At 71.7% G+C, this 25,949-nt stretch carries 29 protein-coding genes; 13 read left to right on the plus strand and 16 right to left on the minus strand.

Features of this window, described 5'->3' with window-relative positions; all coding sequences use genetic code 11:
• Position 1: 1 nt before the first annotated feature.
• The 5 genes from RBS12_RS14435 to RBS12_RS14455 are packed head-to-tail and all read left to right on the plus strand — an operon-like array spanning position 2 to position 3,407.
• Positions 2-340 (plus strand): hypothetical protein, encoded by a 339-nt coding sequence (locus tag RBS12_RS14435; protein ID WP_307966822.1) that lies wholly within the window; start codon positions 2-4, stop codon positions 338-340.
• Positions 337-1,452 carry a permease gene (locus tag RBS12_RS14440; RefSeq protein ID WP_307966823.1) on the plus strand — a complete coding sequence of 372 codons (1,116 nt, stop codon included), beginning with the start codon at positions 337-339 and terminating at the stop codon, positions 1,450-1,452. The genes RBS12_RS14435 and RBS12_RS14440 overlap by 4 nt, the downstream gene beginning before the upstream one ends.
• Positions 1,449-1,733, plus strand: a complete 285-nt coding sequence (locus RBS12_RS14445) for a sulfurtransferase TusA family protein (RefSeq protein WP_307966824.1) — start codon at positions 1,449-1,451, stop codon at positions 1,731-1,733. The genes RBS12_RS14440 and RBS12_RS14445 overlap by 4 nt, the downstream gene beginning before the upstream one ends.
• Positions 1,730-2,749 (plus strand): radical SAM protein, encoded by a 1,020-nt coding sequence (locus tag RBS12_RS14450; protein WP_307966825.1) that lies wholly within the window; start codon positions 1,730-1,732, stop codon positions 2,747-2,749. The genes RBS12_RS14445 and RBS12_RS14450 overlap by 4 nt, the downstream gene beginning before the upstream one ends.
• A 16-nt stretch (positions 2,750-2,765) precedes the next feature.
• Positions 2,766-3,407 carry a class I SAM-dependent methyltransferase gene (locus RBS12_RS14455; RefSeq protein ID WP_307966826.1) on the plus strand — a complete coding sequence of 214 codons (642 nt, stop codon included), beginning with the start codon at positions 2,766-2,768 and terminating at the stop codon, positions 3,405-3,407.
• On the opposite strand, the gene RBS12_RS14460 is transcribed toward RBS12_RS14455, so the two are convergent.
• Positions 3,376-4,854, minus strand: a complete 1,479-nt coding sequence (locus RBS12_RS14460) for a glycosyltransferase 87 family protein (protein WP_307966827.1) — start codon at positions 4,852-4,854, stop codon at positions 3,376-3,378. The genes RBS12_RS14455 and RBS12_RS14460 overlap by 32 nt on opposite strands.
• A 163-nt stretch (positions 4,855-5,017) precedes the next feature.
• Entirely contained in the window at positions 5,018-6,373 is a 1,356-nt protein-coding gene (locus tag RBS12_RS14465) for a DUF2064 domain-containing protein (RefSeq protein WP_307966828.1), read from the minus strand.
• 122 nt (positions 6,374-6,495) lie between these two features.
• On the opposite strand from RBS12_RS14465, the gene RBS12_RS14470 reads away from it, so the two are divergent.
• From RBS12_RS14470 to RBS12_RS14480, 3 genes are all read left to right on the plus strand, one after another.
• Complete coding sequence (locus RBS12_RS14470) at positions 6,496-7,230, plus strand: response regulator transcription factor (RefSeq protein WP_307966829.1); 735 nt, start codon at positions 6,496-6,498, stop codon at positions 7,228-7,230.
• Between the two features lie 17 nt (positions 7,231-7,247).
• Positions 7,248-8,405 carry a HAMP domain-containing sensor histidine kinase gene (locus RBS12_RS14475; protein ID WP_307966830.1) on the plus strand — a complete coding sequence of 386 codons (1,158 nt, stop codon included), beginning with the start codon at positions 7,248-7,250 and terminating at the stop codon, positions 8,403-8,405.
• 105 nt (positions 8,406-8,510) lie between these two features.
• Positions 8,511-9,422 carry an alpha/beta fold hydrolase gene (locus RBS12_RS14480; protein WP_307966831.1) on the plus strand — a complete coding sequence of 304 codons (912 nt, stop codon included), beginning with the start codon at positions 8,511-8,513 and terminating at the stop codon, positions 9,420-9,422.
• Here the strand turns inward: RBS12_RS14480 and RBS12_RS14485 are convergent.
• Both RBS12_RS14485 and RBS12_RS14490 read right to left on the minus strand, forming a co-directional pair.
• A complete protein-coding gene (locus tag RBS12_RS14485) occupies positions 9,335-10,477 on the minus strand; it encodes an NAD-dependent epimerase/dehydratase family protein (RefSeq protein WP_307966832.1) in 1,143 nt (380 codons plus the stop codon). The two genes, RBS12_RS14480 and RBS12_RS14485, sit on opposite strands and share 88 nt — an antisense overlap.
• Positions 10,474-11,325 (minus strand): S-methyl-5'-thioinosine phosphorylase, encoded by an 852-nt coding sequence (locus RBS12_RS14490; protein WP_307966921.1) that lies wholly within the window; start codon positions 11,323-11,325, stop codon positions 10,474-10,476. Before RBS12_RS14490 ends, RBS12_RS14485 begins: the two co-directional genes overlap by 4 nt.
• A 102-nt stretch (positions 11,326-11,427) precedes the next feature.
• Here RBS12_RS14490 and RBS12_RS14495 point away from each other — a divergent pair, with 102 nt between their 5' ends.
• Together RBS12_RS14495 and RBS12_RS14500 are read left to right on the plus strand one after the other, a co-directional pair.
• Complete coding sequence (locus RBS12_RS14495; RefSeq protein ID WP_307966833.1) at positions 11,428-12,534, plus strand: alanine--glyoxylate aminotransferase family protein; 1,107 nt, start codon at positions 11,428-11,430, stop codon at positions 12,532-12,534.
• Positions 12,535-12,587: 53 nt separating this feature from the next.
• On the plus strand, positions 12,588-12,944 hold the full coding sequence (locus RBS12_RS14500) for a VOC family protein (protein WP_307966834.1): 357 nt from the start codon (positions 12,588-12,590) through the stop codon (positions 12,942-12,944).
• A 111-nt stretch (positions 12,945-13,055) separates the two neighbouring features.
• Here RBS12_RS14500 and RBS12_RS14505 read toward each other — a convergent pair whose 3' ends face one another.
• From RBS12_RS14505 to chrA, 3 genes are read right to left on the minus strand one after another with little or no spacing between them, the layout of a single operon-like run.
• On the minus strand, positions 13,056-14,057 hold the full coding sequence (locus tag RBS12_RS14505) for an aldo/keto reductase family protein (RefSeq protein WP_307966835.1): 1,002 nt from the start codon (positions 14,055-14,057) through the stop codon (positions 13,056-13,058).
• Positions 14,058-14,093: 36 nt separating this feature from the next.
• Positions 14,094-15,116 carry a LacI family DNA-binding transcriptional regulator gene (locus tag RBS12_RS14510; protein ID WP_307966836.1) on the minus strand — a complete coding sequence of 341 codons (1,023 nt, stop codon included), beginning with the start codon at positions 15,114-15,116 and terminating at the stop codon, positions 14,094-14,096.
• Between the two features lie 58 nt (positions 15,117-15,174).
• A complete protein-coding gene (gene chrA / locus RBS12_RS14515; protein ID WP_307966838.1) occupies positions 15,175-16,398 on the minus strand; it encodes a chromate efflux transporter in 1,224 nt (407 codons plus the stop codon).
• Between the two features lie 212 nt (positions 16,399-16,610).
• Here chrA and RBS12_RS14520 point away from each other — a divergent pair, with 212 nt between their 5' ends.
• A complete protein-coding gene (locus RBS12_RS14520; protein WP_307966839.1) occupies positions 16,611-16,904 on the plus strand; it encodes a DUF1540 domain-containing protein in 294 nt (97 codons plus the stop codon).
• Here the strand turns inward: RBS12_RS14520 and RBS12_RS14525 are convergent.
• Together RBS12_RS14525 and RBS12_RS14530 are read right to left on the minus strand one after the other, a co-directional pair.
• Positions 16,885-17,901 carry a hypothetical protein gene (locus RBS12_RS14525; protein WP_307966841.1) on the minus strand — a complete coding sequence of 339 codons (1,017 nt, stop codon included), beginning with the start codon at positions 17,899-17,901 and terminating at the stop codon, positions 16,885-16,887. The genes RBS12_RS14520 and RBS12_RS14525 overlap by 20 nt on opposite strands.
• Positions 17,898-19,163: an MFS transporter gene (locus RBS12_RS14530; protein ID WP_307966842.1), complete on the minus strand. Its 1,266-nt coding sequence runs from the start codon at positions 19,161-19,163 to the stop codon at positions 17,898-17,900. Before RBS12_RS14530 ends, RBS12_RS14525 begins: the two co-directional genes overlap by 4 nt.
• Positions 19,164-19,412: 249 nt before the next feature.
• Between RBS12_RS14530 and RBS12_RS14535 the strand changes: the two genes are divergently transcribed.
• Positions 19,413-19,916, plus strand: a complete 504-nt coding sequence (locus tag RBS12_RS14535; RefSeq protein ID WP_307966843.1) for a GNAT family N-acetyltransferase — start codon at positions 19,413-19,415, stop codon at positions 19,914-19,916.
• A gap of 115 nt (positions 19,917-20,031) precedes the next feature.
• Here RBS12_RS14535 and RBS12_RS14540 read toward each other — a convergent pair whose 3' ends face one another.
• From RBS12_RS14540 to RBS12_RS14550, 3 genes are read right to left on the minus strand one after another with little or no spacing between them, the layout of a single operon-like run.
• Positions 20,032-21,405, minus strand: a complete 1,374-nt coding sequence (locus tag RBS12_RS14540; RefSeq protein ID WP_307966844.1) for an amidase — start codon at positions 21,403-21,405, stop codon at positions 20,032-20,034.
• Positions 21,402-21,602: a hypothetical protein gene (locus RBS12_RS14545; protein ID WP_307966845.1), complete on the minus strand. Its 201-nt coding sequence runs from the start codon at positions 21,600-21,602 to the stop codon at positions 21,402-21,404. Before RBS12_RS14545 ends, RBS12_RS14540 begins: the two co-directional genes overlap by 4 nt.
• Positions 21,599-22,972 carry an amidohydrolase family protein gene (locus tag RBS12_RS14550; RefSeq protein WP_307966846.1) on the minus strand — a complete coding sequence of 458 codons (1,374 nt, stop codon included), beginning with the start codon at positions 22,970-22,972 and terminating at the stop codon, positions 21,599-21,601. Before RBS12_RS14550 ends, RBS12_RS14545 begins: the two co-directional genes overlap by 4 nt.
• 115 nt (positions 22,973-23,087) lie before the next feature.
• Here RBS12_RS14550 and RBS12_RS14555 point away from each other — a divergent pair, with 115 nt between their 5' ends.
• Positions 23,088-23,906, plus strand: coding sequence for a polysaccharide deacetylase family protein (locus RBS12_RS14555; RefSeq protein ID WP_307966922.1), 819 nt, complete (start codon positions 23,088-23,090; stop codon positions 23,904-23,906).
• A gap of 27 nt (positions 23,907-23,933) precedes the next feature.
• On the opposite strand, the gene RBS12_RS14560 is transcribed toward RBS12_RS14555, so the two are convergent.
• From RBS12_RS14560 to RBS12_RS14575, 4 genes are read right to left on the minus strand one after another with little or no spacing between them, the layout of a single operon-like run.
• Positions 23,934-24,206 (minus strand): type II toxin-antitoxin system RelE/ParE family toxin, encoded by a 273-nt coding sequence (locus tag RBS12_RS14560; RefSeq protein ID WP_307966847.1) that lies wholly within the window; start codon positions 24,204-24,206, stop codon positions 23,934-23,936.
• Entirely contained in the window at positions 24,203-24,487 is a 285-nt protein-coding gene (locus RBS12_RS14565) for a type II toxin-antitoxin system Phd/YefM family antitoxin (RefSeq protein WP_307966849.1), read from the minus strand. The genes RBS12_RS14560 and RBS12_RS14565 overlap by 4 nt, the downstream gene beginning before the upstream one ends.
• A 49-nt stretch (positions 24,488-24,536) precedes the next feature.
• Positions 24,537-25,286: a hypothetical protein gene (locus RBS12_RS14570; protein WP_307966850.1), complete on the minus strand. Its 750-nt coding sequence runs from the start codon at positions 25,284-25,286 to the stop codon at positions 24,537-24,539.
• A complete protein-coding gene (locus RBS12_RS14575; RefSeq protein WP_307966851.1) occupies positions 25,286-25,924 on the minus strand; it encodes an XRE family transcriptional regulator in 639 nt (212 codons plus the stop codon). Before RBS12_RS14575 ends, RBS12_RS14570 begins: the two co-directional genes overlap by 1 nt.
• Positions 25,925-25,949: the final 25 nt, after the last annotated feature.

Consider the following 25,949-nt stretch of genomic DNA (forward strand, 5'->3'; position numbering starts at 1 on the left):
GATGAGGCGGGCCACGATCACACTCGGAATCGCCTCGGCGGCCTCGACCCTGACCGCGCTGCCCCTCGGGAAATTGCAGATGGAAAGCCTGTCCGGTGCGGGCTTCGTCGCGGTGCTGATCCTGGCCGCGGCCACAGCGATCGCGGGGCTCCTCCGCCTGAGGCCTCTCGCCGTGGTGTCGGGACTCGGATTCCTCGGCGTCGCGCTCTTCGAGCTCGTGCAGCTCGCAACGACGGACGCCAACGCGCTGGGCGGATCCCTCTCGACGGTTTCGATGCAGTTCGCCTTCGGGCTGGGCGTGATCGCCGTCGCCAGCATGACGAGAAAGGCTCAAGCATGAACGAGATCACGGCAGGCATCGAACCCCAAGACATCGGACAGCTCGACGACGAGCTCACGGCGGATACCGCGCGCCGGCGGCGGCGCAGGGTGCTGGTGGGCACGCTCGCCACGGCGGCTCTGGCCATCGCGGCCCTCGCGTGGGCGAAATGGTACCCCTACGCGCTCAAGCTCCCCGTCGTGGCCGGGAGCCACTCGTTGGGAGACTCCCTCCTGTCCGGCAAGGCGGGCGCGCCGCCGTCGCCCTCGTGGAACGCGGCGGTCGGCTATGCACTCGGCTACCTCGCATCGATCTGGCAGGCGCTCGTCGCGGGCCTCCTTGTGGCCGCGGCGGTTGAGGCGTTCCTTCCGGCGCGCCGCCTGCTCGCGCTGTTCCAGGCGAGGCGCGGCATCGCGGCGAGCACGGTCTGCGGCGGCCTCCTGTCGATGTCGTCGATGATGTGCACGTGCTGCGCGGCACCGGTCGCGCTCTCCATCCGCCGCAGGGGTGTGCCGGTCAGCTCCGCGCTCGCGTACTGGCTCGGCAATCCCGTGCTCAACCCGGCGGCCTTGGCCTTCATGGCCTTCGTGCTTCCGTGGCAGTTCCTCGCCGTCCGGGTCGGCACCGGCGTTATCCTCGTCTTCGGCCTCACGCTGCTCGTGGGCCGCCTTGCGAAGGGGACGACGGTCGCCGACCCCGCCGACGAGCCCGTCGAAGCCGCGACCGCGACCCGCTCGGCCGTCCGGTTCGTCAAGGCGCTGGCCCGGCTCGCGGTGCGCCTCCTGCCGGAGTACGCCGTCGTCGTGCTGCTCTTGGGCGGCTTCCGCGGCTGGCTGTTCCCGGCGGCCGGCACGCTCGCGTCGTGGGGCCTGCTCGCGGCCGTCCTGCTGGCCGTCGTCGGGACCCTCTTCGTGATCCCGACCGCCGCCGAGATCCCCATCATCGGCGGCTTGATGGCCGCGGGGGTCGGAATGGGCCCCCTCGGCGCCCTCGTGCTGACCCTGCCGGCCTTGAGCCTGCCCTCGATGCTCATGGTCCGGCGGGCCTTCCCCGGCCGCGTGATCGTGGCCACGGGGCTCGCGGTCATGGCCATGGGGCTCGTGGGCGCGCTCGCGATGGCGGTGCTGGCGTGAGCGGTCTGGGCGTGAGCGGTCTGGGCGTGAGCCGAGCTGCCGTGGGCGTCCACCCGGCCGCGGTGTGCGACGGCGGTCCGCTCGACTGCGGCGGCGGGCTCCTCATCGCCATCCGCCGCGCTCTCGGCCAGCTCGCGCCCGGCCAGATCCTCGAGATCCGGAGCGAGGCGCGATCCGTCGCCGTCGACCTCCCGGCCTGGTGCGAGGTCGCGGGCCATCCGCTCGAAGGCACCGCGAACCACGGCATCAGCACGAGCTATTTCGTCCGGAAGGCAGGGTGACCGTGATCGAGGCGGACGCGGTGCTTGACGCCGGCGGAGCAGACTTCGGCAACGGCCTCCTGCTCAAGCTGCATGCAGCACTCGATTCGTTGGCCGACGAAGCAGTCCTCGAGGTCCGCGACGCCGCGTCGTCCGTGCCCGAAGACCTCGCGGCGTGGTGTGTGCTCACCGGGAACACGCTCGTCGGCCCGCTCCTCGTGCGCAAGGGCGCCATCGAGGCCGAAGACGACGTCCCGCCGCTGGGCACCCGCCTGTGGCTCTACAGCAACTTCGACTGCAACCTCGCGTGCACGTACTGCTGCGCCGAGTCGTCGCCGCGCGCGGTCGCGCGGCGGCTCCCGGTCGACGTCGTCCGCTCGGCCGTCCGCGAATTCGCCGCGGAGGGTGGCTCCGAGGTCTTCGTGACGGGCGGCGAGCCCTTCATGCACCCCGAGCTCGGCGACATCGCGGAGGCGGTGATCGAACACCTGCCGCTCACGATCCTCACGAACGGCATGATCTATCAGCGGGGCACGCGCCGGGCCACGCTCGAAGCGCTCGACCGGGAACGCGTCACGCTGCAGATCTCGCTCGACTCGGCGACCCCGGCCCTGCATGACCGGTCCCGCGGGGCGGGGTCCTTCGCGCGCGCGCTCGCCGGCATCGAGCTCGCGCGATCGCTCGGATTCCGCGTGCGCGTCGCCGCGACGATCGACCCGGCGGACGCCGACGAGATCGGAGGCCTCCGCGAGCTGCTGACGAGTGAGGGCATCCGGGATGGCGATCTCGTGGTCCGTCGCGTCGCGAGGCAGGGCTTCGCCGAGGGCGGCGTCGTGCTCACGCGCGAGGACCTCGCGCCGGAGCCGACCGTGGCGGCCGACGGCGTGTGGTGGCATCCCGTGGGCGTCACCGATCCGACGTTCAAGGTTCGCGATTCCCCGCTCCCCATCCGCGCTGCCTTGGACGAGATCGCGCGAATCCTCGGCGAGGCGGAGACTGAACGTGACCACATCAGGCACGCGTTCCGCTGTGCGTGAGATTTCGGAGGCGACCATGGCGGCCAATCGACCGACAAACCAAGCCGAACGCGCCGCGCACTGGAACCTCGTCTACGACACGAAGGGCGAGGACGCCGTCAGCTGGTACCAGTCCGTCCCGACCAAGACCCTCGAGCTCTTCGACGTGCTCGGCGTGGGCCCCGATGCCGCGGTCATCGACGTCGGCGGCGGCGCCTCCGTCGTCGTCGACCACCTGCTCGCCCGAGGCTTCGGCGACGTCTCGGTCCTCGACCTCTCCAGGGTCGCGATCGAGCGGGCCCGCGCGCGCCTCGGCGCTGACGCCGAGCGGGTCCACTGGCTCCACCGGGACCTTCTCGGGTGGGCGCCCGAGCGCCGCTACGACGTGTGGCACGACCGCGCGGTCTTCCATTTCCTCATCGAGGACGAGGAGCGCCGCGCGTACCTCCGCACGCTGCGGGCCGGGCTCGCCCCCGGCGCGCGTGTCATCGTCGCGACGTTCGACGCCGACGGCCCGACTCACTGTTCGCGGCTGCCAGTCGCCCGCTACAGCGCCGCCGACCTCGCGGCGCAGTTCGCGCCCGACTTCGAGCTCGTGACATCGCGCCGCGAGGAGCACGTCACGCCGGCCGGGCTCATCCAGCCGTTCACCTGGGTCGTGCTGACCGCGCGCGCGTGAGGCCCACCCCGAGCACCACGAGCGCCGCCGCGGCCATCGCGACTCTCGCGACGGGCGCTCCCGCGTCCGTCCCGACGGTCGCCGTCACGGCTTCGAGTGCGAGCGGCACCACGAGGAGCTCGGGGCGGCGCCCGAGCACGGCCAGCGGAACGAGCATGAGCGCGTACCACGCGTAGCTCGGACACACGATCAGGAGCGTCCAGCCGACCGCGAGCGCCTGGGCCGTCATCGGCTCGAGGACGTGGCGCCTGGCCCACACCCAGACCCACACGGCGAGGACCGCCGCGAGCCCGACGACGAGCGCCGCGAACGGCGGCAGCAGGATGCCGGGAAGGGCGAAGCGGGACTTGTCCCCGGAGGCGTAGCCCTCCTCCGAGAGGTAGCCGGGAAGGTACCCGATCACGGCCGGCCCCGACACGGCGACGTACGGAACGTAGGCGGCGACAAACGCGGCAAGCGCCGCGGCGCCGAAGCGCCACGGCCTGTTCCTGAGCATTCCCGGGAGGGCGACGGCGGGGATGAGCTTCGTCGCGACGGCGAGCCCGAAGAACGCGCCCGACGACGCCGCCCTCCGGGCCGACGGGAGGCCCGCTCCGGGGACGCCCGCGCCGAGGAGGCCAGCCCCCAGGAGGAGCGCGGCCGAGAGCACGTCGACGTGCGCGTTGTTCACCGCCTCGAGCAGGACGAGCGGGTTCCACGCCCAGAGGGCGGCCCACGAAGGCGGCCGCCCCTCGCGGCGCAGCGCCCGCACGACGACGAGCGCGACGGCGAGCGCGAGACCGAGTCCCGCGATTTGGAAGGCGAGCCACGCGACGCCCGGCGGCAGCGGGAGCCGCACGAGGGCGAAGAACGCCTCGGCGACGGGCGGATAGGCCGTCGGCACGTGCGGGCGGTTGATCGCAGTGCACAGGGGTGTCCCGCTCGGCACGGACGTGGTCGGGACGCCGCCCGTGGGGAACGCGGCGACGCACGCGTCCGCCGATGCTGCGCCCGGCCCCGCGAAGAGCCAGCCGGGGCGCAGGCCCGCGAGCGCATCCGCCGCGGGCACGTCGCGGTATGGGGAGATCCCGGCCTTCTGGACGATCCCGTCCCACGCGTAGCGGGCCGAGTCGTTGCTCGTGAGCGGCGGCGCGGCCAGCGCGGCGGCGCCCGCCGCGAGCAGGCCGAGGACGACGGCGGCAATCACCCAGCGCTCCGAGGCGCCGCGGCGCTCGGCGGACCTGAGCAGAAGCCACGCGCACCCTGCCGCAGCACAGCACAGCCCCGTCCCGACGAGGACGTGCACCGGGCCGCCGTCGCGCACGGTCACCGTCCACCACACCGCGGCCGAGAGCGCTGCGAGCGCGAGGCCGACGCCCGCGAGCGCCGCATGTGCCCGTGCCGACGCGGGTCGAGCCAGCACGGTCCGGCCCGTGCTCGGGCTACGGTCGATCGCACGCGAAACCACGTTGACAGCGTGCCTCACGATGTAGCCCCGGAGGCCGTCCGCCGGTCGACCGCAGTTCCGCCGGTCGGCTGCAGCTCCGCCGGCCCTTAGCCCCGCCACTGCGGCGGACCCCCTTCGCCAACGGAGTTCCGCCGGTTGACTGCAGGACCGCCGGTTTCTCGGCTCACGGGACCCGCTCCACCGCGCCGAGCACCCGCCCCACCGCGGCCGCGAGGTCGGTCCCGCCCATCACAGCCGCGACCGCGACGGCGTCGGCGGCCGTGTCGATATCGCGGAGCCGCGGGAGCAGGCCGACGGTGAGCCCGGCGCGGCGGAGCCGCTCGAGCTGCCGCGATCCGGTGTCGGGCCGCGACATGGGCACGCCGCGAATCAGCCTGCCGTCGGGACGTGCCATCGCGATGGCCCAGAATCCGCCGTCATGAGCGAGGCCCAGCCACGCGTCGGCGCCGCGCCGGGAGTCCGGAGCCCAGTCGTGGAAGAGCGAGGCGAGGTCGTCCGCCGTGAACTGCGGCGTATCCATGCCGAGGACGAGGAGCGGCCCGTCGACGGCGTCGCACAGCGCGCCGAGACGCGTGTCGAGGTCCCCCGCGGGCTGGGCGAGCACGTCGAAGCCGGCGGTGTCAACGGCGCCCGGGTCGCCGTCGAAGAAGAGCAGCCGACGGCGCGCGGGCAGCGAGCGGACAGCGTCGAGCGTGGCCGCGAGGCTCAGCGACGCCACGAGCGCGGCCTCCTCGGGCGAGAACGGCGGGGAGAGGCGGGTCTTGACCCGTCCGGGCACGCACTCCTTGGCGACCACGGCGATCGTGAGGCAGCCCTCGGGCACGCGCCGCGCGCCGTCGTCCGCCAGCCTGCCCCGCGGCGCTCGGGAGGCGAGATGCCCTGCCATGTCCCGGACAGCAGTCACCGTCCCCTTGAGCGTTCCCGTGACCTTGGAGCGGCCGACGCGCGGCGCGTAGCCGACCGGGAGCTCGGCGATGCGCCACCCGGACTCGGCCGCGCGGAGCACCATCTCGAGCGGGTAGCCGCTGCGGCGGTCGCGGAGCCCGAGGCCCCGGAGCGCCTCGGTGCGCGCCGCCCGCATCGGGCCCAGGTCGCTCACGGGCACGCCGAACCCGAGCCGCAGCGCCCCCGCGAGCGCGGCGTTCGCAAGTCTCGCGTGCAGCGGCCAGGCCCCGCGCTCGGGGCGGCGGGCACCGAGGACGAGGTCGGCGTCGCCCGTTTCGAGCGGTTCGAGGAGCGCCGGAAGCTCGGCGGGATCGAGGGAGCCGTCGGCGTCGCACACGGCGACGAAGGGGGCACTCGCGTGTTCGAGGCCCGCGTGGACGGCCGCGCCGAATCCGCGGCGGGGCTCGACGACCACGCTCGCGCCGAGCTGGGCCGCGAGCTCACCCGATCCGTCGGACGAGCCGTTGTCGACGACGATCGCCCGCCACCCAACGGGCACCCGGCCGAGGACCCACGGAAGTGCCTCGCGTTCGTCGAGGCACGGGAACACGACGTCGGCCCTGATCTCGTTCACAAGCCGACGCTAGGGCCACGCCCCCGGCCCGCGCGCCCGCAGAACCTTACGGAACGCGGAACGATCGCGATCGGGCGGCCCCGGCCCCCGCCGGGGGGCGTGGGTTGGCCTATCCTGCGAGAGTGAGCGCAGACCGCACCCAGGGCAGCCTGCTCGGCAACCCGCTCGGGAACCGAAGGATCCTCGTCGTCGAGGACGAGCTGACCCTGTGCGACGTCGTGCGCGGCTACCTCGCCCAGGCGGGGTTCCAGGTCGACGTGGCCCACGACGCGTTCACGGCAATGCACCTCGCCGCGACGCGCGAACCGGACCTCATCCTCATGGACCGGCTGATCCCCGGCCTCGACGGGGCCGAGGTGTGCCGGCGGCTGCGGGCGACAACCGACGTCCCGCTCATCATGCTCACGGCCCTCGGCACGGAAGACGACCGGATCGTGGGCCTCGAAGCAGGCGCCGACGACTACATCACGAAGCCCTTCTCCCCGCGCGAGCTCGTCCTGAGGGTCGAATCCGTCCTGCGGCGCAGCCTCCGGGCCTTCGATCCCGAGCCTCCCGTCGAGGGCGGCGGCATCTGGCTCGACCCGGGCTCGCGCACCGCGAAGCTCGGGGGCGAGCCGCTGACCCTCACGCTCCGCGAGTTCGACCTCCTCGCCTTCTTCCTCCGGCATCCCGGCCAGGCGTTCAGCCGAGAGGACCTCATCAAGGCCGTGTGGGGCTGGTCCTTCGGAGATCTCTCGACCGTGACCGTGCACGTGCGCAGGCTTCGCGAGAAGATCGAGCCCGATCCCAAGAACCCGTCGCTCCTCACGACCGTGTGGGGCATTGGGTACCGCTTCGACGGAGCCGGAGCCCCCTGATGCGCGAGGGCCTCCTTATGACTCTCGCCTGGCTGCTCGTCTGGGCGGTCGCGATCACCGCGCTGAGCATCGGGCTCCAGCGACTCGCGCGGCGGGAGCCGTTCTGGGTTCAGCTCGTCATCGTCGTCGCCGCGACGGTCGGCGTCTTCGTCGCCGGGGTCGTCAACGCGTTCAACGCCATGGCGATCACCGAGAGCGACCTCGCGACCGTGTGGGTCATCCTTGCAGCCGCGGGAGCCGTCGCGATCGCGATGTCCCTCATCCTCGGCTTCCGCCTCTCGCGCTCGACGACGAGGCTCATCGCCGACGCCGCGCGGATCGGCCGCGGCGAGGTGCTCGGCAGCGATCGGCCCCTCGCGACCGACCCGGCCGGCAGCGCCGAGCTCACGGCGCTCGCGGACGAACTTGCCCGCACGAGCCGCCGGCTCGAGGAGTCACGCGCCCGCGAGGCGGCCATCGAATCGGCGCGGCGAGAGCTCGTGGCCTGGATCTCGCACGATCTGCGCACCCCGCTCGCGACCCTCCGCGCCATGGCGGAGGCCGTCGAGGACGGCGTCGCGACGGACGCTTCCGACTACCACCGCCGCATGATCGCCGAGACCGACCACATGGCCGCCATGGTCAACGACCTCCTCGAGCTCTCGACCCTCGAGGCCGGGACGCTCACCCTGCGCAGGGAGCCGGTCGAACTCTACGATCTTGCGAGCGACGTCTTGGCCGAGCTCACCCCGCTCGCGGCGCAGCGCGGGGTGGCGCTCGACGGCGGCGAATCGTCCGGGGGCCGCGTCGTCGCCGACGCGCGGACGGCGAGCAGGGCTCTGCGCAACGTCGTGCTCAACGCGATCATGTACAGCGTCGAGGGAGGCATCGTCACCGTCGGCTTCGGCCAGGGTTCGGCCCCCGACGGGTCCCGCGAGGCCCTCGTGTGGGTCCAGGACACGTGCGGCGGCATCGCCGAGGAGGACCTCCCGCACCTCTTCGCGCCCGGGTGGCGGAAGTCGGAGTCGCGGGGCAGGGCGGTCGGCCAGAACCGCGGCGGTTCGCTGTACGCGGGCGCTGGGGTGGGACTGAGTGTCGTAGCGGGCATTGTTCAGGCTCACGGCGGACGGGTGACGGTCGAGAATCGGAACGGGGGCTGCCGCTTCACGCTGGCCTTCCCCGTCGACGCGCCGTGATCGCGCCCCGAACGTCGACGACCCCTGCCACCCGCTGACCATGCGGCGTAGCATGAGCGGCACGCAAAGGCCCCGGGTGTCTTCGGGTGTGGAAAGGCGGCGGCCATGGCAAGGCCCCTCGCGATGGCCTCGTCGGCAGGGCTCGCCGCCGCCGCGCTCACGGTACGGGCCGCGGGGCACCTCTCTCCCCGGCTCGGCGCCGCGGCGGCCCTTCCCCTGTTCATGAACACGCGCCCGCGGATGCGCCTCAGGCCGTCCGACGTTCCGACGATGCTCGCGGCAGAGCGCAGCACCGTGCCGGTCCCTGGCATGCACGGCCGCGGAGGGGAAGCCGTCGCCTACGCGTGGGAGCCCGCCGAGTCCCCCGTCCTGCTCGTGCACGGCTGGGGCGGCAGGGCCGCGCAGTACGCCCCCCTGGTCCGAGCGCTCCACGACGCCGGGATCGGCACCGTCGCGTTCGATGCCCCGGCCCACGGCGATTCGCCGGGGCGCGGCACGTACATCGTCGACTTTCAGGCGGCGATCACCGAGCTCGCGCGCCGCCATGGGCCGTTCCGCGCCGCCGTGGGACATTCCTTCGGCGCGTTCGCGACCCTCATCGCCGTGGCCGAGGGCCTTGAGGCATCGCGCGTCGCGGCCATTTCGGCCCCTCCCGACAGCGCTTTCATGATCTCCTCGTTCGCGCACGGAGTGGGCCTCGGGCCGGCGAGCGCCAAGGCTCTCCGCGACCGCTTCGCCCGGCGCATCCTGCCGCACGAACCGCAGGCGTTCGAACGGTACAACGCGGTAGACCGGCCGTTCCCCGGGGACGTGCCGTGCCTGTTCGTCCACGACACGGCAGATCCCGTCGTGCCCCTCGCCGAGGCCGAGAGGCTCGTCGAGGCGCGCCAGCCGAACGCTAGCCTCGTGACCACGACCGGCCTCGGGCACTACCGAACCGTCTCGGACCCTGCCGTGGTCGAGGCGGTCACCGCGTTCATCGCCGACGGCGCCCGCGGGCCATCCGCGCGGCCCTGACGCCGCAGGCCGGCCGCAAGGGCGCCCATCCCCTCCTCGAAACCGATGCGCGGGCGCCAGCCGAGCTCCGCGGCGATCGCGGCCGAGCTCGCGGTGATGTGCCGGACGTCTCCGGCGCGGAACTGGCCGGTCACGACGGGGGCCGCGGCGCCCGCGCCCCGCGCTAGGACTTCGGCGACGTCGAGGATGGTCTGAACGGCGGGGCCTCCCACGTTGAAGGCCCGGAACGCCGTTCTACCCGCTGAACCCTGTTCGCCGCCTACTGCGTGCCGCGCCGCGAGCACGGTGGCCTCGGCGACGTCGTCGACGTGCACGAAGCTCCGACGCTGCTGCCCGTCCTCGAACACGTGCGGGGCCTCGCCGCGCGCGACGGAAGAGGCGAAGAGCGCCGCGACGCCAGCGTAGGGCGTGTTGCGAGGCAGCCCGGGTCCGTAGACGTTGTGATACCGGAGCGCGACGGCGGTGCCCCCGCCCGCCCGGGCCCACGTTGCGACGAGGTGCTCTTGGGCGAGCTTGCTGAGCGCGTAGACGCTGCGCGGGTCGGTCGGCGCGTCCTCGGTGGTGAGCGCTGGGAGGAGGACGGCACCGTCATCCGGATCGCGCGGTTCGAAGAGGCCCTCCGCAAAGTCCGCCTCCCGCCGCGGTGCGGGCCGCACACTCCGGCCGGTCGCTGGGTGGACGTACGTTCCGTCGCCGTACACGACCATCGACGAGGCGAGCACGAGGCCGCGGATTCCGTGGCGGACGAGCGCCGGCAAGAGCTGGGCGGTCGCGAGCACATTCGTGCTCGCGTACGACGGCGCGTCCCCGATCCCCTGCTCGAGCCCCACCTTCGCTGCGAGGTGGCAGACGACGCCGACTCCCCCGAGCGCCGCATCGAGGACCCCCGCATCGGCGACGTCCCCGCGGAAGTAGACGACGCCGTCGTCCGCTTCTTCCTCACGCTCGGGGCGGGGCGCGAGGTCGAGGACGCGCACCTCCCAGCCGTCGGCGAGCGCCGCGCGCACGACCGCGGAGCCGATGAATCCCGCCCCTCCCGTGACGAGGAGCCTCACCGCTGGGCCCCTCGTGGCGTCGCGGGCGTCGCCGTCATGACGGACCGAACGGCAGACTCGGGGAGCAGCCTGCGCGGCTCGTAGTCGGCGGGGACGCGTCGCGCCGCCTCCGTGAGGACGCGCTCGAAGACCTTGCTGGCCTCCGTGAGGCGCGCCCATACCGCGTCGGCGGTGACGGCCTCGTCGGCGTGCTCGCCCGCGTCGGAGTCCGTGACGAAGGCGAGGGTCGCGTAGCCCATCCCGAGCTCGGCCGCGAGGACGGCCTCGGGGTACTGCGTCATCCCGACCACGTGCGCACCGGCCTGGGCGAGCCAGCGGGACTCTGCGCGGGTCGAGAAGCGCGGGCCGTTGATGACCGCCATCGTCGCCGTGGGCCGGTACGGAAGCTGCGCGCGGTCCATCGCCGCCGCGAGGACCCGCCGCAGGTCCGGGCAGTAGGGGTCCGAGGCGGGGAGGTGCTGGACGCCGGCAGCCGCACCCGGCCCCTCGCCGTCGAAGTACGTGTCCCGGCGGCCCCACGTCCGGTCGATGAACTGGTCGGGGATCACGAACGTTCCCGGAGCGAGCTCGGGCACGAGGCCCCCGCACGCCGCGGACGCGAAGACCGCCGAGACGCCGAGCCGTGTGAGCGCCCACAGGTTGGCCCGGTAGTTGACCGCCTGGGGCGCGACCGTGTGGCCGCGGCCGTGCCGAGCGAGGAACGCGATCGTCGCCCCGCCCGCGTCGACAAGCGAGATCGCGCCCGACGTCGGGCCGTAGGGGGTGGGGATCTCGAGCTCCTCGGCCCGGCCCTCGAGCTTGTAGAGCCCGGAGCCGCCGATGATGGCGACGCGGGCCGCCTCGTTCATGCGTTCCACGGAGCCATCCTGCCCGCTGCCCGCGTTCGGCGGGCAGGGCTCGCCTTACGATTCCGTGACGGTGCGCGGCCCGTCGTGTGAGACAGTGAAGCCGTGCCCGAGATCCTGCCCTTCCGCTATCTGTTCGGCCCCGGCCCAGGAAACGCGTACCCCGAGGTGATGGCGGCGCTCTCCCACCCGGTCATCGGCCATCTGGACCCGGAGTTCATCGACCGCCTCGACCGGGTGTCGGCGGGGCTTCGGGCAGTCTGGGGCACGCAGAACGCGCGGACCTGGCCCGTCAGCGCGACAGGCTCGGGCGGCATGGAGGCCGCGCTCGTGAACATGGTCTCAGACGGGGACGTCGCCGTGATCGCGGTCAACGGGATGTTCGGCGAGCGCATGTTCGAGATCGCGCGGCGCTGCGGGGCCGAGGTGGTCCGCGTGGACCACGAGTGGGGCCAGCCGGTCGACGTCGACCGCGTGCTCTCGGCGCATCCGCACCCCAAGGTCATCGCGGCCGTCCACGCGGAGACGTCCACGGGCGTGCGCTCGGACATCGCCTCGCTCGGCGCGGGCAAGGGCGACGCGCTCCTGCTTGTCGACGCCGTGACGTCGATCGGCGGCCTCGAGCTCCGCGCGGACGCGTGGGGCATCGACATCGGCTACGCCGGGACGCAGAAATGCCTCGGGGTCCCGCCCGGGCTCTCGCCGTTCACGGTCTCAGAGCGCGCGTTCGAGCGGCGGGTCCGGGATCCGCGCTCGTGGTACTTCGACATCGGGCTCCTCGGCGGGTACGTCGGCGCGGCCGAAGGGCACACGCGCACGTACCACCACACGGCCCCCGTGACGATGGTCGCGGGGCTCGAGGCCGGCCTCGACCGCATCCTTGCCGAGGGCCTCGAGAACGTGTGGGAACGGCACGAGGCGGCGGGCGCGGCGCTACGGGACGGGCTCGAGGCCATGGGCCTCGAGCTTTTCGCTGCGGACGGGCACCGGCTGCCGAGCCTCACGACCGTAAAAGTGCCCGACGGCGTGTCCTCCACGCGTGTGCGGACGCATCTGCTCGAGCGGTACAGCCTTGAGATCGGGGCTGGAGTCGGGGCGTTCGTGGACACCGTGTGGCGGATAGGCCTCATGGGGCCGAACGCGAGCCCGGCCGCCGTCACGCTCGTGCTCGGCGCGCTCGAGGAAGCGATCGTCGCCTCGCGGACCCCATGATCGACAACGGCCTGAGGACTCATCCTGTCCGCAGGGAGGCCTAGGTTGGCCTCATGGCTATCGCACGCTTCCCCACGGTCGTCATCGACTGCCCCGACCCGGCCCAGCTCGCCGCGTTCTACGCCTCCCTCCTCGATTGGAAGATCGAGGCCTCGTCCGACTGGGCGGACCTCCGCGCCGACTACGGGGATTGCATCTCGTTCCAGAAGGTCGAGGGCTACCGGGCGCCCAAGTGGCCCACGCAGGATGTGCCGCAGCAGATGCACCTCGACGTCGTCGTCGACGATCTCGACGAGGCCGAGGCAGCCGTCCTCTCACTCGGCGCGACCAAGGCCGACTTCCAGCCCGGCACAACGTTCCGCGTGTTCCTCGACCCGGCGGGCCACCCGTTCTGTCTGTGCCGGGAATAGCCGCAGCAGCACCGGTGCCGCGTCCCCGCAACGGTGGCGCGTCCCCGCAATTGTGCTGCAGACCCGCGGCACCATAGCGGCGAAGGGCGCCCCGTGCATACGAGCGTCGCGTCAGGGACGCTTCAGGAACGACTCAACCTTGGACGGGTCGCGCTCGACGACGTCGCCGAGCACCTCGTCGACCTTCGCCAGCAGCGCAGGGTCGAGGACGACGCCGGAGGCCGTCGCGTTGTCCTTGAGCTGTTCGGGGCGCGAGGCCCCGACGATCGCGGCGGAGACGTTCGGGTTCTGCAGAACCCACGCGACCGCGAACGCGGCCATCGAGAGGCCGGCCTCGTCCGCGAGCGGGCGTAGGGCCTGGACGCGCTCGAGGACGGCGGGCTGCATGTAGCGGTGCTCGGTCTTCGTCCCGCCGTCGTCGGTCGAGAACCGCGAAGACGCCGGGGCGGTCGCGCCCGGCGCGTACTTGCCCGTCAGGACACCCTGCGCGATCGGGGACCACACGATCTGTCCGAGCCCGAGCTCCTCGCTCAACGGCACGACCTCGGGCTCGATCACGCGCCACAGCATGTTGTACTGCGGCTGGTTCGAGATGAGCCGGATGCCGAGCTCCTTGGCAAGCGCCGCGCCCTGGCGAATCTCCTCCGGGGTCCACTCAGAGACGCCGATGTAGATCGCCTTGCCCGCGCGAACGATATCCGCGAACGCCTGCATCGTCTCCTCGAGGGGCGTCTCGTAGTCGTACCGGTGGGCCTGGTAGAGGTCCACATAGTCGGTCCGAAGGCGGCGCAGGGAGCCGTTGATGGACTCCATGATGTGCTTGCGCGAGAGGCCGCGGTCGTTCTTTCCGGGCTGGCCGATCGGGAAGTAGACCTTCGTGAAGATCTCGAGGCCCTCGCGCCGCACACCCTCGAGAGCCTCACCGAGCGCGCTCTCAGCGCGCGTGGCTGCGTAGGCGTCGGCGGTGTCGAACGTCGTGATCCCGAGGTCGAGGGCCGCGCGCACGCACTCGGTGGCTGCGTCCTGGTCGATCTGCTCGCCGTGCGTGACCCAGTTGCCGTACGCGAGTTCGCTGATGTACATGCCGGAGTTGCCGAGCTTGCGGTATTCCATGGGAGTTCCTTTCGGAAGGGTGGCGGGGCGGGACAGTCAGGAGCCCACGCGGAGGCGGCGCGGAGGCGCCGTAGATCCGCGGACGACGAGGCGTGGTTCGATGCGCCCGACGGCGGCGGGCTGACCCGCGAGCGACGCGACCAGAGCCTCCGCCGCGAGCCGGCCCTGGTCGGCCACGCTGTGGTCGATCGTCGTGAGTCCGACGACCCTCGCGAACTCGTGGTTGTCGTACCCGACGACAGAGAAGTCGGCCGGGACGTCGAGGCCCGCCCCACGGAGGGTCGAAAGCGCCCCGAAGGCGAGTTCGTCCGACGCCGCGACGACCGCCGTCGGCGGATCCGCCATGGTGAGGAGGGATGCCATGGCGGCAACGCCGTCGTCAACCGTGTTCTCGACGCCGAGTTCGAGCGCCGGGTCTGCGGGGAGCCCCGCCTCAGCGAGCGCGTCGCGGTAGCCGAGCAGCCGCTCGGCCGGCGGGACGCCTCCGAGCGGCGAGCCCGGAGACTCCTGGATGCCGAGGAAGGCGATGCGCTCGTGCCCGAGGTTGAGGAGGTGGCGGGTCGCCGCGAGCCCGCCAATCCTGTCCTCGACCCGCACGGAAGACGCGCCCGCGCGCTCCGAGCCGACGAGCGCCACCGCCTGCCCCTGCGCCCCAAGCGTCGCGAGTTCCTCTGGCGTGAGCTGGAGGGCGACGACGAGCGCACCGTCGGAGCGCCCGTGCAGGCGCGGGCTCCCGAAGAACTCCGCCCGAAGCTCAGGCGTGGAGAGCTCGGTCAGAAGGACGTCGTAGCCCTCACGACTCAGCACGCGGCCCGCGGCGGCGATGACTTCCGCGAAGAACCACTTTGAGAGGAGGGGGACGACGACGGCGATGGTCCTCGTGCGCCCGGTCGCGAGTCGCGACGCGCTCGGCGAGACGACGTAGCCGAGTTCGTCAGCTGCTTCTTGCACGCGCTTGCGAGTGACTGCGGAGATGCCCGGGACGCCACGCAGTGCGCGTGAGACGGTTGAAACCGATACCCCCGCGCGATCAGCGACGGTCAGCACAGAAACGGACATGCCCCAAGGCTAAGCCGACTCGGCGCCCTATCGCAAGCGCTTGCGAAAGGACTCGCGGTCAGCGCGGAAGGTGCAGCACGAGGCCGAGGACGCCCGCCGCGAGGACGATCCACGGCTCGCCGATCTTGAACCGCCACAGCAGCCCGAGCGTCACGAGGCCAACGGCGGCGGTCACCCAATCCGTGACGGCCTGCCGCGTGAGGACAACGACGGCACCGGCGAGCGCGCCGGCCGCCGCGGCGGTCGCGCCAGCGACGAACGCCTGGACGCGCTTGTTCTCCCGGTGACGGATGAACCACTTCCCGAGGAGGACGACCGCGAGGTAGATCGGGGTGAAGATCCCAACGGTCGCAACGACCGCGCCCGGGAACCCAGCCGTGAGATAGCCGATGAATCCGGCGGTGATGACGACGGGACCGGGGGTGATGAGTCCCATCGCGACGGCGTCGAGGAACTGGGCTTGGTCGAGCCAGTGGTGCTGGTCCACGACGCCGTCGCGAAGGAGCGGGACGATCGCGAGCCCGGACCCGAAGACGAGGGCACCGGTCTGGAGGAAGAACAGGCCGAGCGGCACGAGCGTCGCGGCGACGCCCGCCCCGAGAGCCGCGGCGGGCGCCGCAAGCACAGGCAGGAGCGCGTGCCCGTGAGCGGCGGGAGGCGACTCGTCCTCAGGGCGCTTCCGTCGCTTCCTCCAATGCGGCGGGGCATCGAAAAGGAGGATCACGAGGCCTGCACCGAGGATGAGGGGAATGGGCTCCGAGCCCGTGAGGGCAGTCACCGCAAAGACGACCGCGCTGATCGCCCACAGCCGCCAGTCGCGACGATCCGTGAGCTTGAGGAGCTTGTAGGCGGCAATGAGGATGATGGCCATCACCGCGGGGGCGATGCCGTAGAAGAGGGCCTGGACGATCCCGGTTCCGGCGTAGGCCGCGTAGAGGGCCCCAGCGACGACGACCATCAGGAACGACGGACCGATGAACGCCGCGGCGACCGCGAAAGCGCCCCACGGCCCGCGCCGGAGGTAGCCGATCCACATGGCCACCTGCGCCGCAAGCGGCCCCGGCATGGCCTGCCCGAGCGCGACGCCATCAAGGAAGTCCTGCCGGGCGATCCACTCGCGCTGTTCGACTAGGTCGCGCTGCATGTACCCAACGGTGGCGATCGGGCCGCCGAAACCGATCGTGCCGAGACGGAGGAAGTAGAGGAGGAACTTCCGGAACGGGACCACCTCACCCGAGGCAGGCGTGGCCTCGGCGCTGTGGCCGTCCGCACCGTTGGTCATGCGGCGAGCTCCATGATGCGCAGGACGGGCCGGCCGTCGATGTCTTGGCGGGGGAAGTGGACGCGGTGGGTGGCCTGGTCCTCGGCTTTGCCGCGTGTTCGGCCTCCTGCTGGCACAAACGGCCAGGAAAGTGTGCGGTATTCGGCCCTGTCGGACGCCCGGCTTTTGAGGGTAGCGTCGCCCCCGTCACCATCCGAGCTGAAGGAGAGGCCATGACGCTTCACGTGACGGAAGTCTCGACCTGTTCCGTGGACAACTGCGCGTTCAACCACGAGCACGAATGCAACGCCTACGCCATCACCGTCGCGGGCACCGCGGACCATGCGAGCTGCGGGACCTTTATCGACACCTCGGCCCTCGGCGGCCTGCCCAAGGTGCTCGCGCACGTCGGAGCCTGCCAGCGGGGCGAGTGCCTTCACAACGACCACCTTATGTGCAACGCCCACGATGTTCGCGTGGGGCCCGGCGCCGATGCCGCGGACTGCCTCAGCTACGAACACCGCTGACCACGGACGGCGACCAGGCATGCTCGATGAACAGCGACGGCTTCCCGGCCCCGTCGGCCGGAAGCACCCAGATGTCGCTGTCTCCGATGGGCGCCCCGCGGGCCAATCCGTACAGAACAGAGGCATCATCCAGCCACTCGGCCTGATCGTCGACGTTGCGGTTCTCCCCGAGCGTCGTGACCTGATCGGTCTTGAGGTCCAGCACGGCAAGGAGTCTGACCTGCTGTTGGTTCGGATCGGATGACTTGATCTTGAAGGCGATCCGGGTGCCGTCCGGAGAAAGCGACGGGCATTCGACCCCGGCGTGGATGGCCGTGAGGGTTCGCTGCCCGACGCTCCCCCGCACGAGCCAGTTGCGGTCGGAGGAGCCCACGGTTGCGTAAAACGTGTCACCGTCCTTGGCGAACGTGACGCCCCAGACGTTGCGCTCCTGGGGCGTCAAGGATGTGCCGGGAATGGTGATGCTGTAGTTCTCGAGATTTCCGAAGCTCTCGCCGTCGGTGGCCGAGATTTCCGTCGCGGTCGAGAAGCTGCCCGAGTAGGCGTGCCCGCTGACGAACACCGTCGAGGCCGCGAAGCGGCCATCGGCCGAGAGTCTCGCCCGACTCGGCAGACCCGCAAGGGTGCGGGTGCGCACGATGTGCCAGTCGGCGTCGAGAATCAGCTCCTCCGTCGTGCTGTCGAGGCCGATCCTCGTGCGCAGGCAGATGCGGCGGCCAGCCGTCGCGTCCACGCGGTCGCAGGCCTGGCTCGTGAGCGTCCTCGGCGCCTTGGGGTCATGGGCCGGGACGGCGGCGACCATTCCCTGCCCCTGCCCGGACGCGGTGTTGCGGAAGAAGATGACCGGTCCCGCCGCGGCCGACGGCGCGACCGAGACTTCCGATGGGGCACGGGACTGCGTCAGGTATCGGGCATACGCCCATGCACCATAGCCACCGGCTCCCCCCAGCGCGATGACGACGGCGATGAGCACGAAGGCCCGAGTTCGGTACTTCACGGCACAGACTGAGCTGCCGTTTGCACGCCCGCGCCCTGCGCCGCGCGGAGCAGCAGGACCGCGAGAGGAAGGACGAGCACGAGTCCGGCAGCCATGATCCACAGCGCCGGCGCGCCGCCGACCGCGTACCAGAGGAGGCCGAATCCGGTCGACGAGATGAGGCGCGCGACGGCGACGACGGTCTGGGCCGCGGCGATGCCGCTCGCGGCGGCGCGTTGGGGTGAGAGCAAGCCGGCCAGCGCGGCGAGCACCCCGTCCGTCGCGGCGTAGAACGCGCCGAGGAGCGCAAGCGTCGCCAACGTGGCCGGCAGACCGGCCCACGGAAGGACTGCTGAGACATACGCCGCGAGAAGCGCGCCGTGCCCGGCGATGAAGACTCGGGTCCGCCCCCAGCGGTCGGCGAGCCGACCCATCGGGATGGCCAGGAGCAGGTAGGCGACATTGGTCCCGACGTAGAGCAGCGGGAACCATTCCGCGGCAAATGAGGTCCGGGACTGGAGGACGAGGTAGAGGAAGCCATCACCGACCGTCAGCAGTCCGAGTGCCCCCGCGACAAGGAGCAGCCGCCTCATCGCGGGGGTGTTCACGTCCCGCCAGCCGGGTCGGGGCTCCCGCGCAGTGGCCGGATGCCGCCGTCGTTCGTTGGGGACGAACAGACCGAGGACCGCGACCCCGATGACCGCGAAGGCGAGCGAGGCGATGAACACGACCCGGTAGCCGTTCGGAATCACGAGGAGGATCACGAACGCGAGAACTGGCCCGAGGGCGGCGCCAACAGTGTCGAGCATGCGGTGGACTCCGAAGGAACGGCCGATATGCTCGGGCTGCGCGGCGAACCTGATGAGTGCGTCGCGCGGCGCCGTGCGGATCCCCTTGCCAACGCGGTCGACGGCGATCACCGCGGCGAGCGAGCCGAAGCCATCCGCCACGAGCAGGGCCATCCTCGCGAGCGCGGACAGGCCGTACCCCGCGAAGGCGATCCACTTCTGGCTCCCGGTACGGTCGGCGGTCCAGCCCGCGGCAATGCGCACGCTTGAGCTGATCCCCTGATAGATCCCGTCCACGAAGCCGTAGGCGATCGTCGAGAGGCCGAGGGACGCCGTGATGTAGAGGGGGAGAACGGCCGCGACGGATTCGGACGAGATATCGGTCAGGAGACTCGTGACGCCTAAGGCGAGGATGACGGGAGCCAGTTTGAAGGGCGGAGCTGTTGCGCGGGTCTCAGACTTGCGGCCACGCCAGTCCGAAAGGGAGAGATACATGCCAGCTCCAATCGCCGCTACCCGTGTGCCGCCCCGTAGATCACCGACGCGCCGGTCCATCAACTCTCGCAAGGCGAATCATCCGAGGGCCACACTTGCCTGTACTCGACTTTGTTGATTGGAGCGAGAGGCTCATGTGCCGCGGTACCGCGAATTCCCGCAGAACTCACACCGTCGTAACGGCACGGAAACGGACCATGCCTACCGTTTAGTTGCATACCCTTCGATCCTGTCGATCCAGGAGGCGGCATGCAGACCCATCCCAAGCTGACGATCCGCAGAACCTCGTGGTCCAACCCCGTCGGCCGCGACCTCCGCGCTGCCCAGCAGGCCGAGCTCGACGCGCGCTATGGCCACGGAGAGCACGAGGCCGGCGAAGCCCCCACTGCGGCGGATATGGGCGTGTTCCTCATCGCCTATGAGCGTGCGACGGGACAGCCGCTCGGCTGCGGCGGCCTGCGCTGGCTCGACGCGAAGACGGCGGAGGTCAAGCGGGTCTATGTGCTCCCCTACGCGCGGGGATCCGGGGTCGCGAGCTCAATCCTCCTGGCGCTCGAGGCCGAGGCCCACGACGCCGGAATAACCCTCGTCATGGCCGAGGCCGGCTCGGCGCAGCCGGACGGGCGGATGTTCTACGAGGCCGCGGGCTATCGGCCCGTCCCGAACTTCGGACCGTATCAGGAGGTCGACGACTCGGTCTGCTACGCGAAGCCTGTCATGGCACCCGTGCGGGTCCACGCCATCGCGATCTGACGACGGCGGGGGCGCACCCGCCGTCGTCCGTTCCCGAGTTCGCGACGAGTGGCCACCTCTCGCCCGGCGCGCGGCCGGAAGCCGCGCCGCGCCCGTCGAAGGTGACGGCGCAACGTCAGGAGGGCGGCGCCGTGCTCGGGAGGTCGCGTACCGGCACCATCGCCCGCCACGGCGACGCCTGCTCGTACACGTGGGCGATGCCGAGGAGCGCGTAGTCCGAGAGCGCGGGCCCCAGGAGGTGGAGGCCCACGGGCAGCCCGCCCGCGAGGCCGCACGGCACGCTCACGGCCGGCATCCCCGTGAGGTTCGCCGCCGAGAGCATGCGCAGCGCCGAGGAGAGCGACTCGCCGTCCGCGTCCCCCGTGAGCTCATGCGCCATGTCGGCGAGCCGCGGCGCCGTGGCCGGCAGGGTCGGCGAGAGCAGCGCGTCGACCCCGGCCCTCTCGAAGAATTGCGCGAGCGCCTCGCGGAGGTGCGCGCGGACGGCGTGCGAGATGCGGAGGTCGGCGGCGGTCACGAGGGCCCCCGTCTCGATCATCGTGCGGGTCTCGGGGAGGTAGCGGTCCGCTGCCCTGCCCAGTCGCTCCCGATGGTGGTGCGCAGCCTCGGAGAGCGAGATGGCGAGGCTCGCCGGCAGCGCGAGATCGAGCTCGGGAAGGCTCACGTCGACGATCTCGAAGCCGAGCCGGGCGAGGTCCGCGATCGCGCGCTCGACGACGTCGCGCACTCCCGCCGCGACGCCCCACGCCGTCCACAATCCCCTGTCGACGGCGAGGCGCGCGCCCCTGAACGTCAGCTCGCGGCCCCGGGTGGACATCCCCTCCAGCACGAGGGCGCAGTCCTCCGCGCTGCGCGCGATGGGTCCGATGTGATCGAGTGTGTGGCTCACCGTGAGCACGCCGGAGCCCGGGACCAGGCCGGCCGTCGGCTTGAGCCCCACGAGTCCGTTGACCGAGGCGGGGTTGCGCACGGATCCGCCGGTGTCGGTGCCGAGGGCCGCGGGGACGCTGCCGACCGCGACGGCGACGCCCGATCCTACGCTCGAACCGCCCGCATAGCGGCCCGGATCCCAGGGGTTCCGCGTGGGCGGCGTGCCCTGCCCGAACGCGAATTCGTGCGTCTGGAGCTTTCCGAGGATGACGGCGCCGCTCTCGCGGAGTCGCCGGACGGCCCCCGCGTCGCGGGCCGCGATGCGCCCGCGCAGCGCGGCGGAGCCGCCTTCGGCGGGAAGGCCGCGCACGTCGATGACGTCCTTGACGCCGACGGGAACGCCCGTGAGCGGTCCCCCGCCGCCGCGACGCGCGATCCGGTCGGCCGTCCGCGCGGCGGCCCGGGCGCCGTCGGCGTCGACATGGGCCCATGCGCGCGCGAAGCCCTCCGTCGCGACGATGCGCTCCAGCACGGAGTCGAGGAGCTCGACGGCGGAGAGCTCGCCGCCGCGGATCCTCCGCGCGGACTCCGCGACTCCCCACTCCCACGGCTCGGTCATTGGTCCCGGCCTTCCTCGTGGGCGAGCAGGGGCGCGGCGTCGCGCCGCAGCCCCTCCATCGCGGCCCGGAAGTCGGCGTACGCCTCCGCGACGGCGGGCTCGTCCCGCCGCGCGACCTCCTCGCCGACAAGCCGCTCGAGGACGCGGCGCTGCGCGGTCGAGAGGGGTTCGCGAGGCGCGTCTGCACTGCGGGTCATCGGCGTGCTCCCGCCGTGAGCTCCCCGTCGCGGACCACGGGCGCGCCGTCCACGAAGACGTGCCGCACGGTCCGGAGGTCGCGGGCGTCGGCGAGGACGACGTCGGCCGCGAACCCCGTGCGCAGCTCGCCGCGCCGCGTGGCGAGGCCCGGGATGGCGCGGGCGACGGCGCTCGTCGCCATCGCGACCGCACCGCCGAGCGTCCTGTGGCCGCGGGAGGCGACGTCCTGGACCGCGGCGATGAGCTCATCGTGGTCGCCGTCGTGGCCGTAGTCGGTCCCGAGCACCTGCACGAGATCGTCCTGTCCGAGGAGCGCGTCCCAGTGCTCTCGCGTCTCGACCGTGCGGCGCCGGTGGAGGAGGTCGAAGACGGAGGCCTCAGCGAGCCAGCCGTGCGCGCGGCCGAGCGCCGCGAGCTCGACCGCCTCGCGGGGCGTGTGGGACGGATGGTTGGCGTGCCCCGCGATGACTCTCGCGCCACGGGCTGCGGGATCGCCCATGAGCTCCCGCAGGACCCGGGCCGTCGCGGAAGCGCTGTGGACGACGGCGGGCACGCCGAGGCGCGCGGCGGCCCGCACGCCCTCGCGGATCCCCTCGAGCGCCGGGGCGATGGACGGCATGACCGTCGCTGAGACGAGGCCCGCTAGCTCGCCGATGTCGATCCGGCCGGCCAGCCCGGCGTCGCCCGCCGCCGCGGCGAGCGCTTCGGCGTCGACCGCGTCGGCATCCAGGAAGCGCCCGAGCACGGCCTCCTTGAGGCGGCGCGCCTGTGCCTGCGAGACCCGAACGCCTGTGCGGCGCTCGATCGCCTCCGGCAGGTACACGAGGTCCTGCCCGCCGCCCCCGAGCGTCTGCCCGCCGCCGAGCTCGCCGATGGCGACAGCGCCGTCGTCGAGCATCTGCTCGACGCTGAGCTCCGCCTCGTGCCCGCGCAGCCCGCCGCCGTCGGCGCGTTGCGCGGCCGCGAGCGCGGACGGGAGATGCGTCGTGGCGCCTCGAACGTGAACGGCGTGGCGGCTGTCCGCCTCGCGGACCTGGTCCATCGTCGCGAAGCCGCACAGGCTCAGGACCGTCGTCGTGCCGGCGAGGAGGTGCCGGTCCAGGTGGCCGAGCCATTCCTCGTCGGGAAGGGCGGGCGCCGCGCTCGGGAACAACGGGCCGGGTGTGACCCCGTGGGTGTGGCAGTTGATGAGCCCCGGCATCACCATGAGCCCCGCCGCGTCGATGACTTCACCCTCGAAGCCGAGCGCGGAGTCCCAGCGGTCCAGGACCGCGTCGATCCTGCCGTCGGCGAGGACGAGCGCGCCACCCTCGATCGGCTCGTCCCCGGAGCCGGTGACGAGGGTGCCGCCGAAGATGAGCGTGGACATCGCCCTCCCTGTGAAGTAGTTTCATAATATCGAAGTTGCTTCACTATAACCGGGGTAAGCCTCCCCGGGAATCCCTTCGAACACCTCGACGGAGAGGAAGCCAGCGGTGCCCGACATGCCCCCTCCACGCGATCTCATCGGCTACGGCGAGCGCCCGCCCGCGTTCGAGTGGCCCGGCGGATCACGGGTCGCCGTCTCGCTCGTGATCAACGTCGAGGAAGGCGCCGAACGGGCTATCGCCCCAGGCCAGGCCACCGTGTTCGACTACGGCGCGCGGGCGGGAATCTGGCGGATCCTGCGCATTCTCGACCGTCACGGCGTCAAGGCCACGGCGTTCTGCTGCGCGATGGCGCTCGAGGCCAACCCCGCGATCGCGGCTGCCCTCGTGGGACGCGGCTACGAGATCGCCGACCACGGCTACGGCTGGGACGCGCACGCCGGGCTCAGCGCCGAGGCCGAGCGCGAGCTCATCGTCGCCTCGCGGGACTCGATCGCGGCGACGACCGGGGCACGGCCCACGAGCTGGTATTCGAAGGACGGGCTCAACCCCCACACGCGCGGCGTGCTCGTCGAGGAGGGATTCGCGTACGAGTCGAACAGCTTCAACGACGATCTCCCGCACTGGGGCGCCGACGGCGCACGCTTCCCGGTTCTTCCCTACTCGGGCGACACGAACGATGCCGGCCTCATGAGCCAGTTCCCGACAGGCCAGGCGTTCGCCGACCATCTCATCGGCTGCCTCGACCTCCAGCTCGAGGACCCACGGCAGGGCCCCTCGGTCATGAGCGTCGGGCTGCATCCGCGCATCATCGGGCGCCCAGCCTACGCGGGCGCCCTCGACCGCTTCCTCGGCCACGCGACAAGTCGCGGCGCGTGGATCGCGACGCGGCACGAAATCGTCGAGGCGTGGCTGAGGCGCGCCGCCCGAACCTGAACGGCATCGTCTACCGTGACGGACCGACTACCTCGTTCGGTAGATCGAGTTTCGAGGCCCGATGTCGATGATGAGCATGACCATCGCCTCGTCATCGAGCCGATAGATCACCCGAAAATCGCCACGGCGAGCAGACCAATACCCTGAAAGCTCATTGCGGAGCTGATGTCCGCGGCGGCGCGGATTCTCGGCCAGAGATCCGAACGCGAAGGCCAAGAGCGGCTCGGCCACGCGCGGCGACAGGCTGGCAAGGCCCCTGAGCGCCGTAGCAGCGAGCCGCGGCTCGTAGGCCGCAGTCACCGGCCGCGTTCGCGCAGTTCGCGGAGCATGGCAGCGGCCTGATCGGCCCCATAGGTGCGGCCTGCGACAATATCGGCCTCAGCGTCCGCGATCGTTTCCCGAATCCCGGGCTGCGAGAGCCAGAAGACAGTCTCCTCCATGGCTTCCCAGTCCTCCGCGGACACGAGGACGACGGCCGGGCGTCCATTGCGCGTGACCGTGTACCGCTCATGCTCCCGCTCGGCCCGGTCGGCGTATTCAGAGAGATGGGCCTTCAAATCGGACAAGGACGTCGTGACCATGCATCCATTTTAGACCAAAATAATGGTCAATCAATAACCAATATTCAGATCACGCTTCGAAGAGGCGGCCCCACCCCGGGGCCGGCCGGGCGGCGCCGGCGAGTCGGAGGAGCTTCCAGAGAGTTGCGACCGCGCTGTCAACCACGGGTACGCCGAACTCGCGCTCGAAGTCGGGCACGAGGTAGCCCGCGCGCAGATTCGTCCCGATGCACACGACCGCCTCGGCCTCGGGGACAAACGCGGGGCGCATGAGGCACGCAATGTCCTCGGCGGGCAGGCGCGCAATCTCCGGGTTTGAGAGGACCGTTGGAGGAGTCGACGTCGCCACCACCTCGAGCCCCGAGCGGGCGTATTCTTCCGCGATGAGCTCGGCGATCGGCGCGGGTCCGGGGAAGACGACGGCGACACGGGACGCCCCAAGCTCGGCGAGGGCGTCGACGACAGCGAGGGACGCCGTCGTCGCCGGGGCCCCCGTCGCGTGGGCAAGGGACTCGCTTAGCTGCCTGTCGCCGTCGAGCCCTACCCAGCTTCCGGACGTTCCGTGGAAGGCGACGGCGTCGAGCTCGGCGTCCGCGAGCATGCTCGGCGCGTCGCCGAGGACCGCGGCATCGATCGCGTCCCCGAGCTCAGGCGGGAGCCGGAAGCGGCTGCAGTGCACGCCGACGTCGGAGCGGTGCGCGAGGAGCGCGGCCGTGAGCGTCTCCGCGTTCGAGTTCGACGACGCGACGAGCATCCCGAGGCGGACGGCCGGCCCAGGGGCGCCTCCCGGCCCCGGGGCGCTCGGGCCGGGGCCCGTCATCAGTGCGCCCGGCCGAGCGACGGCGGCGTCGAGATCGCGATCATGACGGCGGCCGAATCGGTCCGGTTGTGCCACCAGTGCGGAAGCGACGAGTCGTACGTGAGGCTGTCCCCCGCCTCGAGGTGGAACTCTTGGCCGCCCACTGTCGCGACGAGAGACCCGGACTGCACGATGACGCACTCCTCGCCCTCGTGCGAGTCGGAGGAGTTCGCGCCGTCGAAATGCGCCGGGATCGTCATGCTCACGACGCCGAGCTTGCGTTCCGTGTCCGGGACGATGAGTTCCATGACGACGCCCTGCGACGGGATCTCGATGCGGCGCCGATCCGCGCGGCGCACGAGCATGTTGTGACGCCCCCCGGGCGGCTCGTTGAACATGCTCGCGAGCGGGAGGTCGAGCGAGCTGGCGAGCCGGAGGAGCGTCGCGAAGGACGGGTTGCCGATCCCGCGCTCGATCTGGCTGATGAGCCCCGCGCTCACGCCCGCGCGTTCCGCGAGCTCTTCCACGGTGTATCGGCCGACGCGCTGTTCCCGGATCGTGGCCCCGATCCGGGCGATCCAGAAGTCACGGTCGGGGGCCTCGCCGGTGGCGGTTCCGTTCCCGCCGACGCTCGCGGTGCCGTTCGGAGAGTCTCCCACGCAGGGCTCCTTCAATATGTCTCGG

The sequence above is a fragment of the Sinomonas sp. ASV322 genome (assembly GCF_030908245.1).
GTDB lineage: Bacteria > Actinomycetota > Actinomycetes > Actinomycetales > Micrococcaceae > Sinomonas.

What these genes read in the sequence shown, in the direction of transcription:
- RBS12_RS14435 (WP_307966822.1), top strand. Translation starts at nt 2, where the DNA reads ATGAGGCGGGCCACGATCACACTCGGAATCGCCTCGGCGGCCTCGACC.
- RBS12_RS14440 (WP_307966823.1), top strand. Translation starts at nt 337, where the DNA reads ATGAACGAGATCACGGCAGGCATCGAACCCCAAGACATCGGACAGCTC.
- RBS12_RS14455 (WP_307966826.1), top strand. Translation starts at nt 2,766, where the DNA reads ATGGCGGCCAATCGACCGACAAACCAAGCCGAACGCGCCGCGCACTGG.
- RBS12_RS14475 (WP_307966830.1), top strand. Translation starts at nt 7,248, where the DNA reads ATGACTCTCGCCTGGCTGCTCGTCTGGGCGGTCGCGATCACCGCGCTG.
- RBS12_RS14480 (WP_307966831.1), top strand. Translation starts at nt 8,511, where the DNA reads ATGGCAAGGCCCCTCGCGATGGCCTCGTCGGCAGGGCTCGCCGCCGCC.
- RBS12_RS14490 (WP_307966921.1), bottom strand. Translation starts at nt 11,325, where the DNA reads ATGAACGAGGCGGCCCGCGTCGCCATCATCGGCGGCTCCGGGCTCTAC.
- RBS12_RS14500 (WP_307966834.1), top strand. Translation starts at nt 12,588, where the DNA reads ATGGCTATCGCACGCTTCCCCACGGTCGTCATCGACTGCCCCGACCCG.
- RBS12_RS14505 (WP_307966835.1), bottom strand. Translation starts at nt 14,057, where the DNA reads ATGGAATACCGCAAGCTCGGCAACTCCGGCATGTACATCAGCGAACTC.
- RBS12_RS14510 (WP_307966836.1), bottom strand. Translation starts at nt 15,116, where the DNA reads ATGTCCGTTTCTGTGCTGACCGTCGCTGATCGCGCGGGGGTATCGGTT.
- chrA (WP_307966838.1), bottom strand. Translation starts at nt 16,398, where the DNA reads ATGACCAACGGTGCGGACGGCCACAGCGCCGAGGCCACGCCTGCCTCG.
- RBS12_RS14520 (WP_307966839.1), top strand. Translation starts at nt 16,611, where the DNA reads ATGACGCTTCACGTGACGGAAGTCTCGACCTGTTCCGTGGACAACTGC.
- RBS12_RS14530 (WP_307966842.1), bottom strand. Translation starts at nt 19,163, where the DNA reads ATGTATCTCTCCCTTTCGGACTGGCGTGGCCGCAAGTCTGAGACCCGC.
- RBS12_RS14535 (WP_307966843.1), top strand. Translation starts at nt 19,413, where the DNA reads ATGCAGACCCATCCCAAGCTGACGATCCGCAGAACCTCGTGGTCCAAC.
- RBS12_RS14540 (WP_307966844.1), bottom strand. Translation starts at nt 21,405, where the DNA reads ATGACCGAGCCGTGGGAGTGGGGAGTCGCGGAGTCCGCGCGGAGGATC.
- RBS12_RS14545 (WP_307966845.1), bottom strand. Translation starts at nt 21,602, where the DNA reads ATGACCCGCAGTGCAGACGCGCCTCGCGAACCCCTCTCGACCGCGCAG.
- RBS12_RS14550 (WP_307966846.1), bottom strand. Translation starts at nt 22,972, where the DNA reads ATGTCCACGCTCATCTTCGGCGGCACCCTCGTCACCGGCTCCGGGGAC.
- RBS12_RS14555 (WP_307966922.1), top strand. Translation starts at nt 23,088, where the DNA reads ATGCCCCCTCCACGCGATCTCATCGGCTACGGCGAGCGCCCGCCCGCG.
- RBS12_RS14565 (WP_307966849.1), bottom strand. Translation starts at nt 24,487, where the DNA reads ATGGTCACGACGTCCTTGTCCGATTTGAAGGCCCATCTCTCTGAATAC.
- RBS12_RS14570 (WP_307966850.1), bottom strand. Translation starts at nt 25,286, where the DNA reads ATGACGGGCCCCGGCCCGAGCGCCCCGGGGCCGGGAGGCGCCCCTGGG.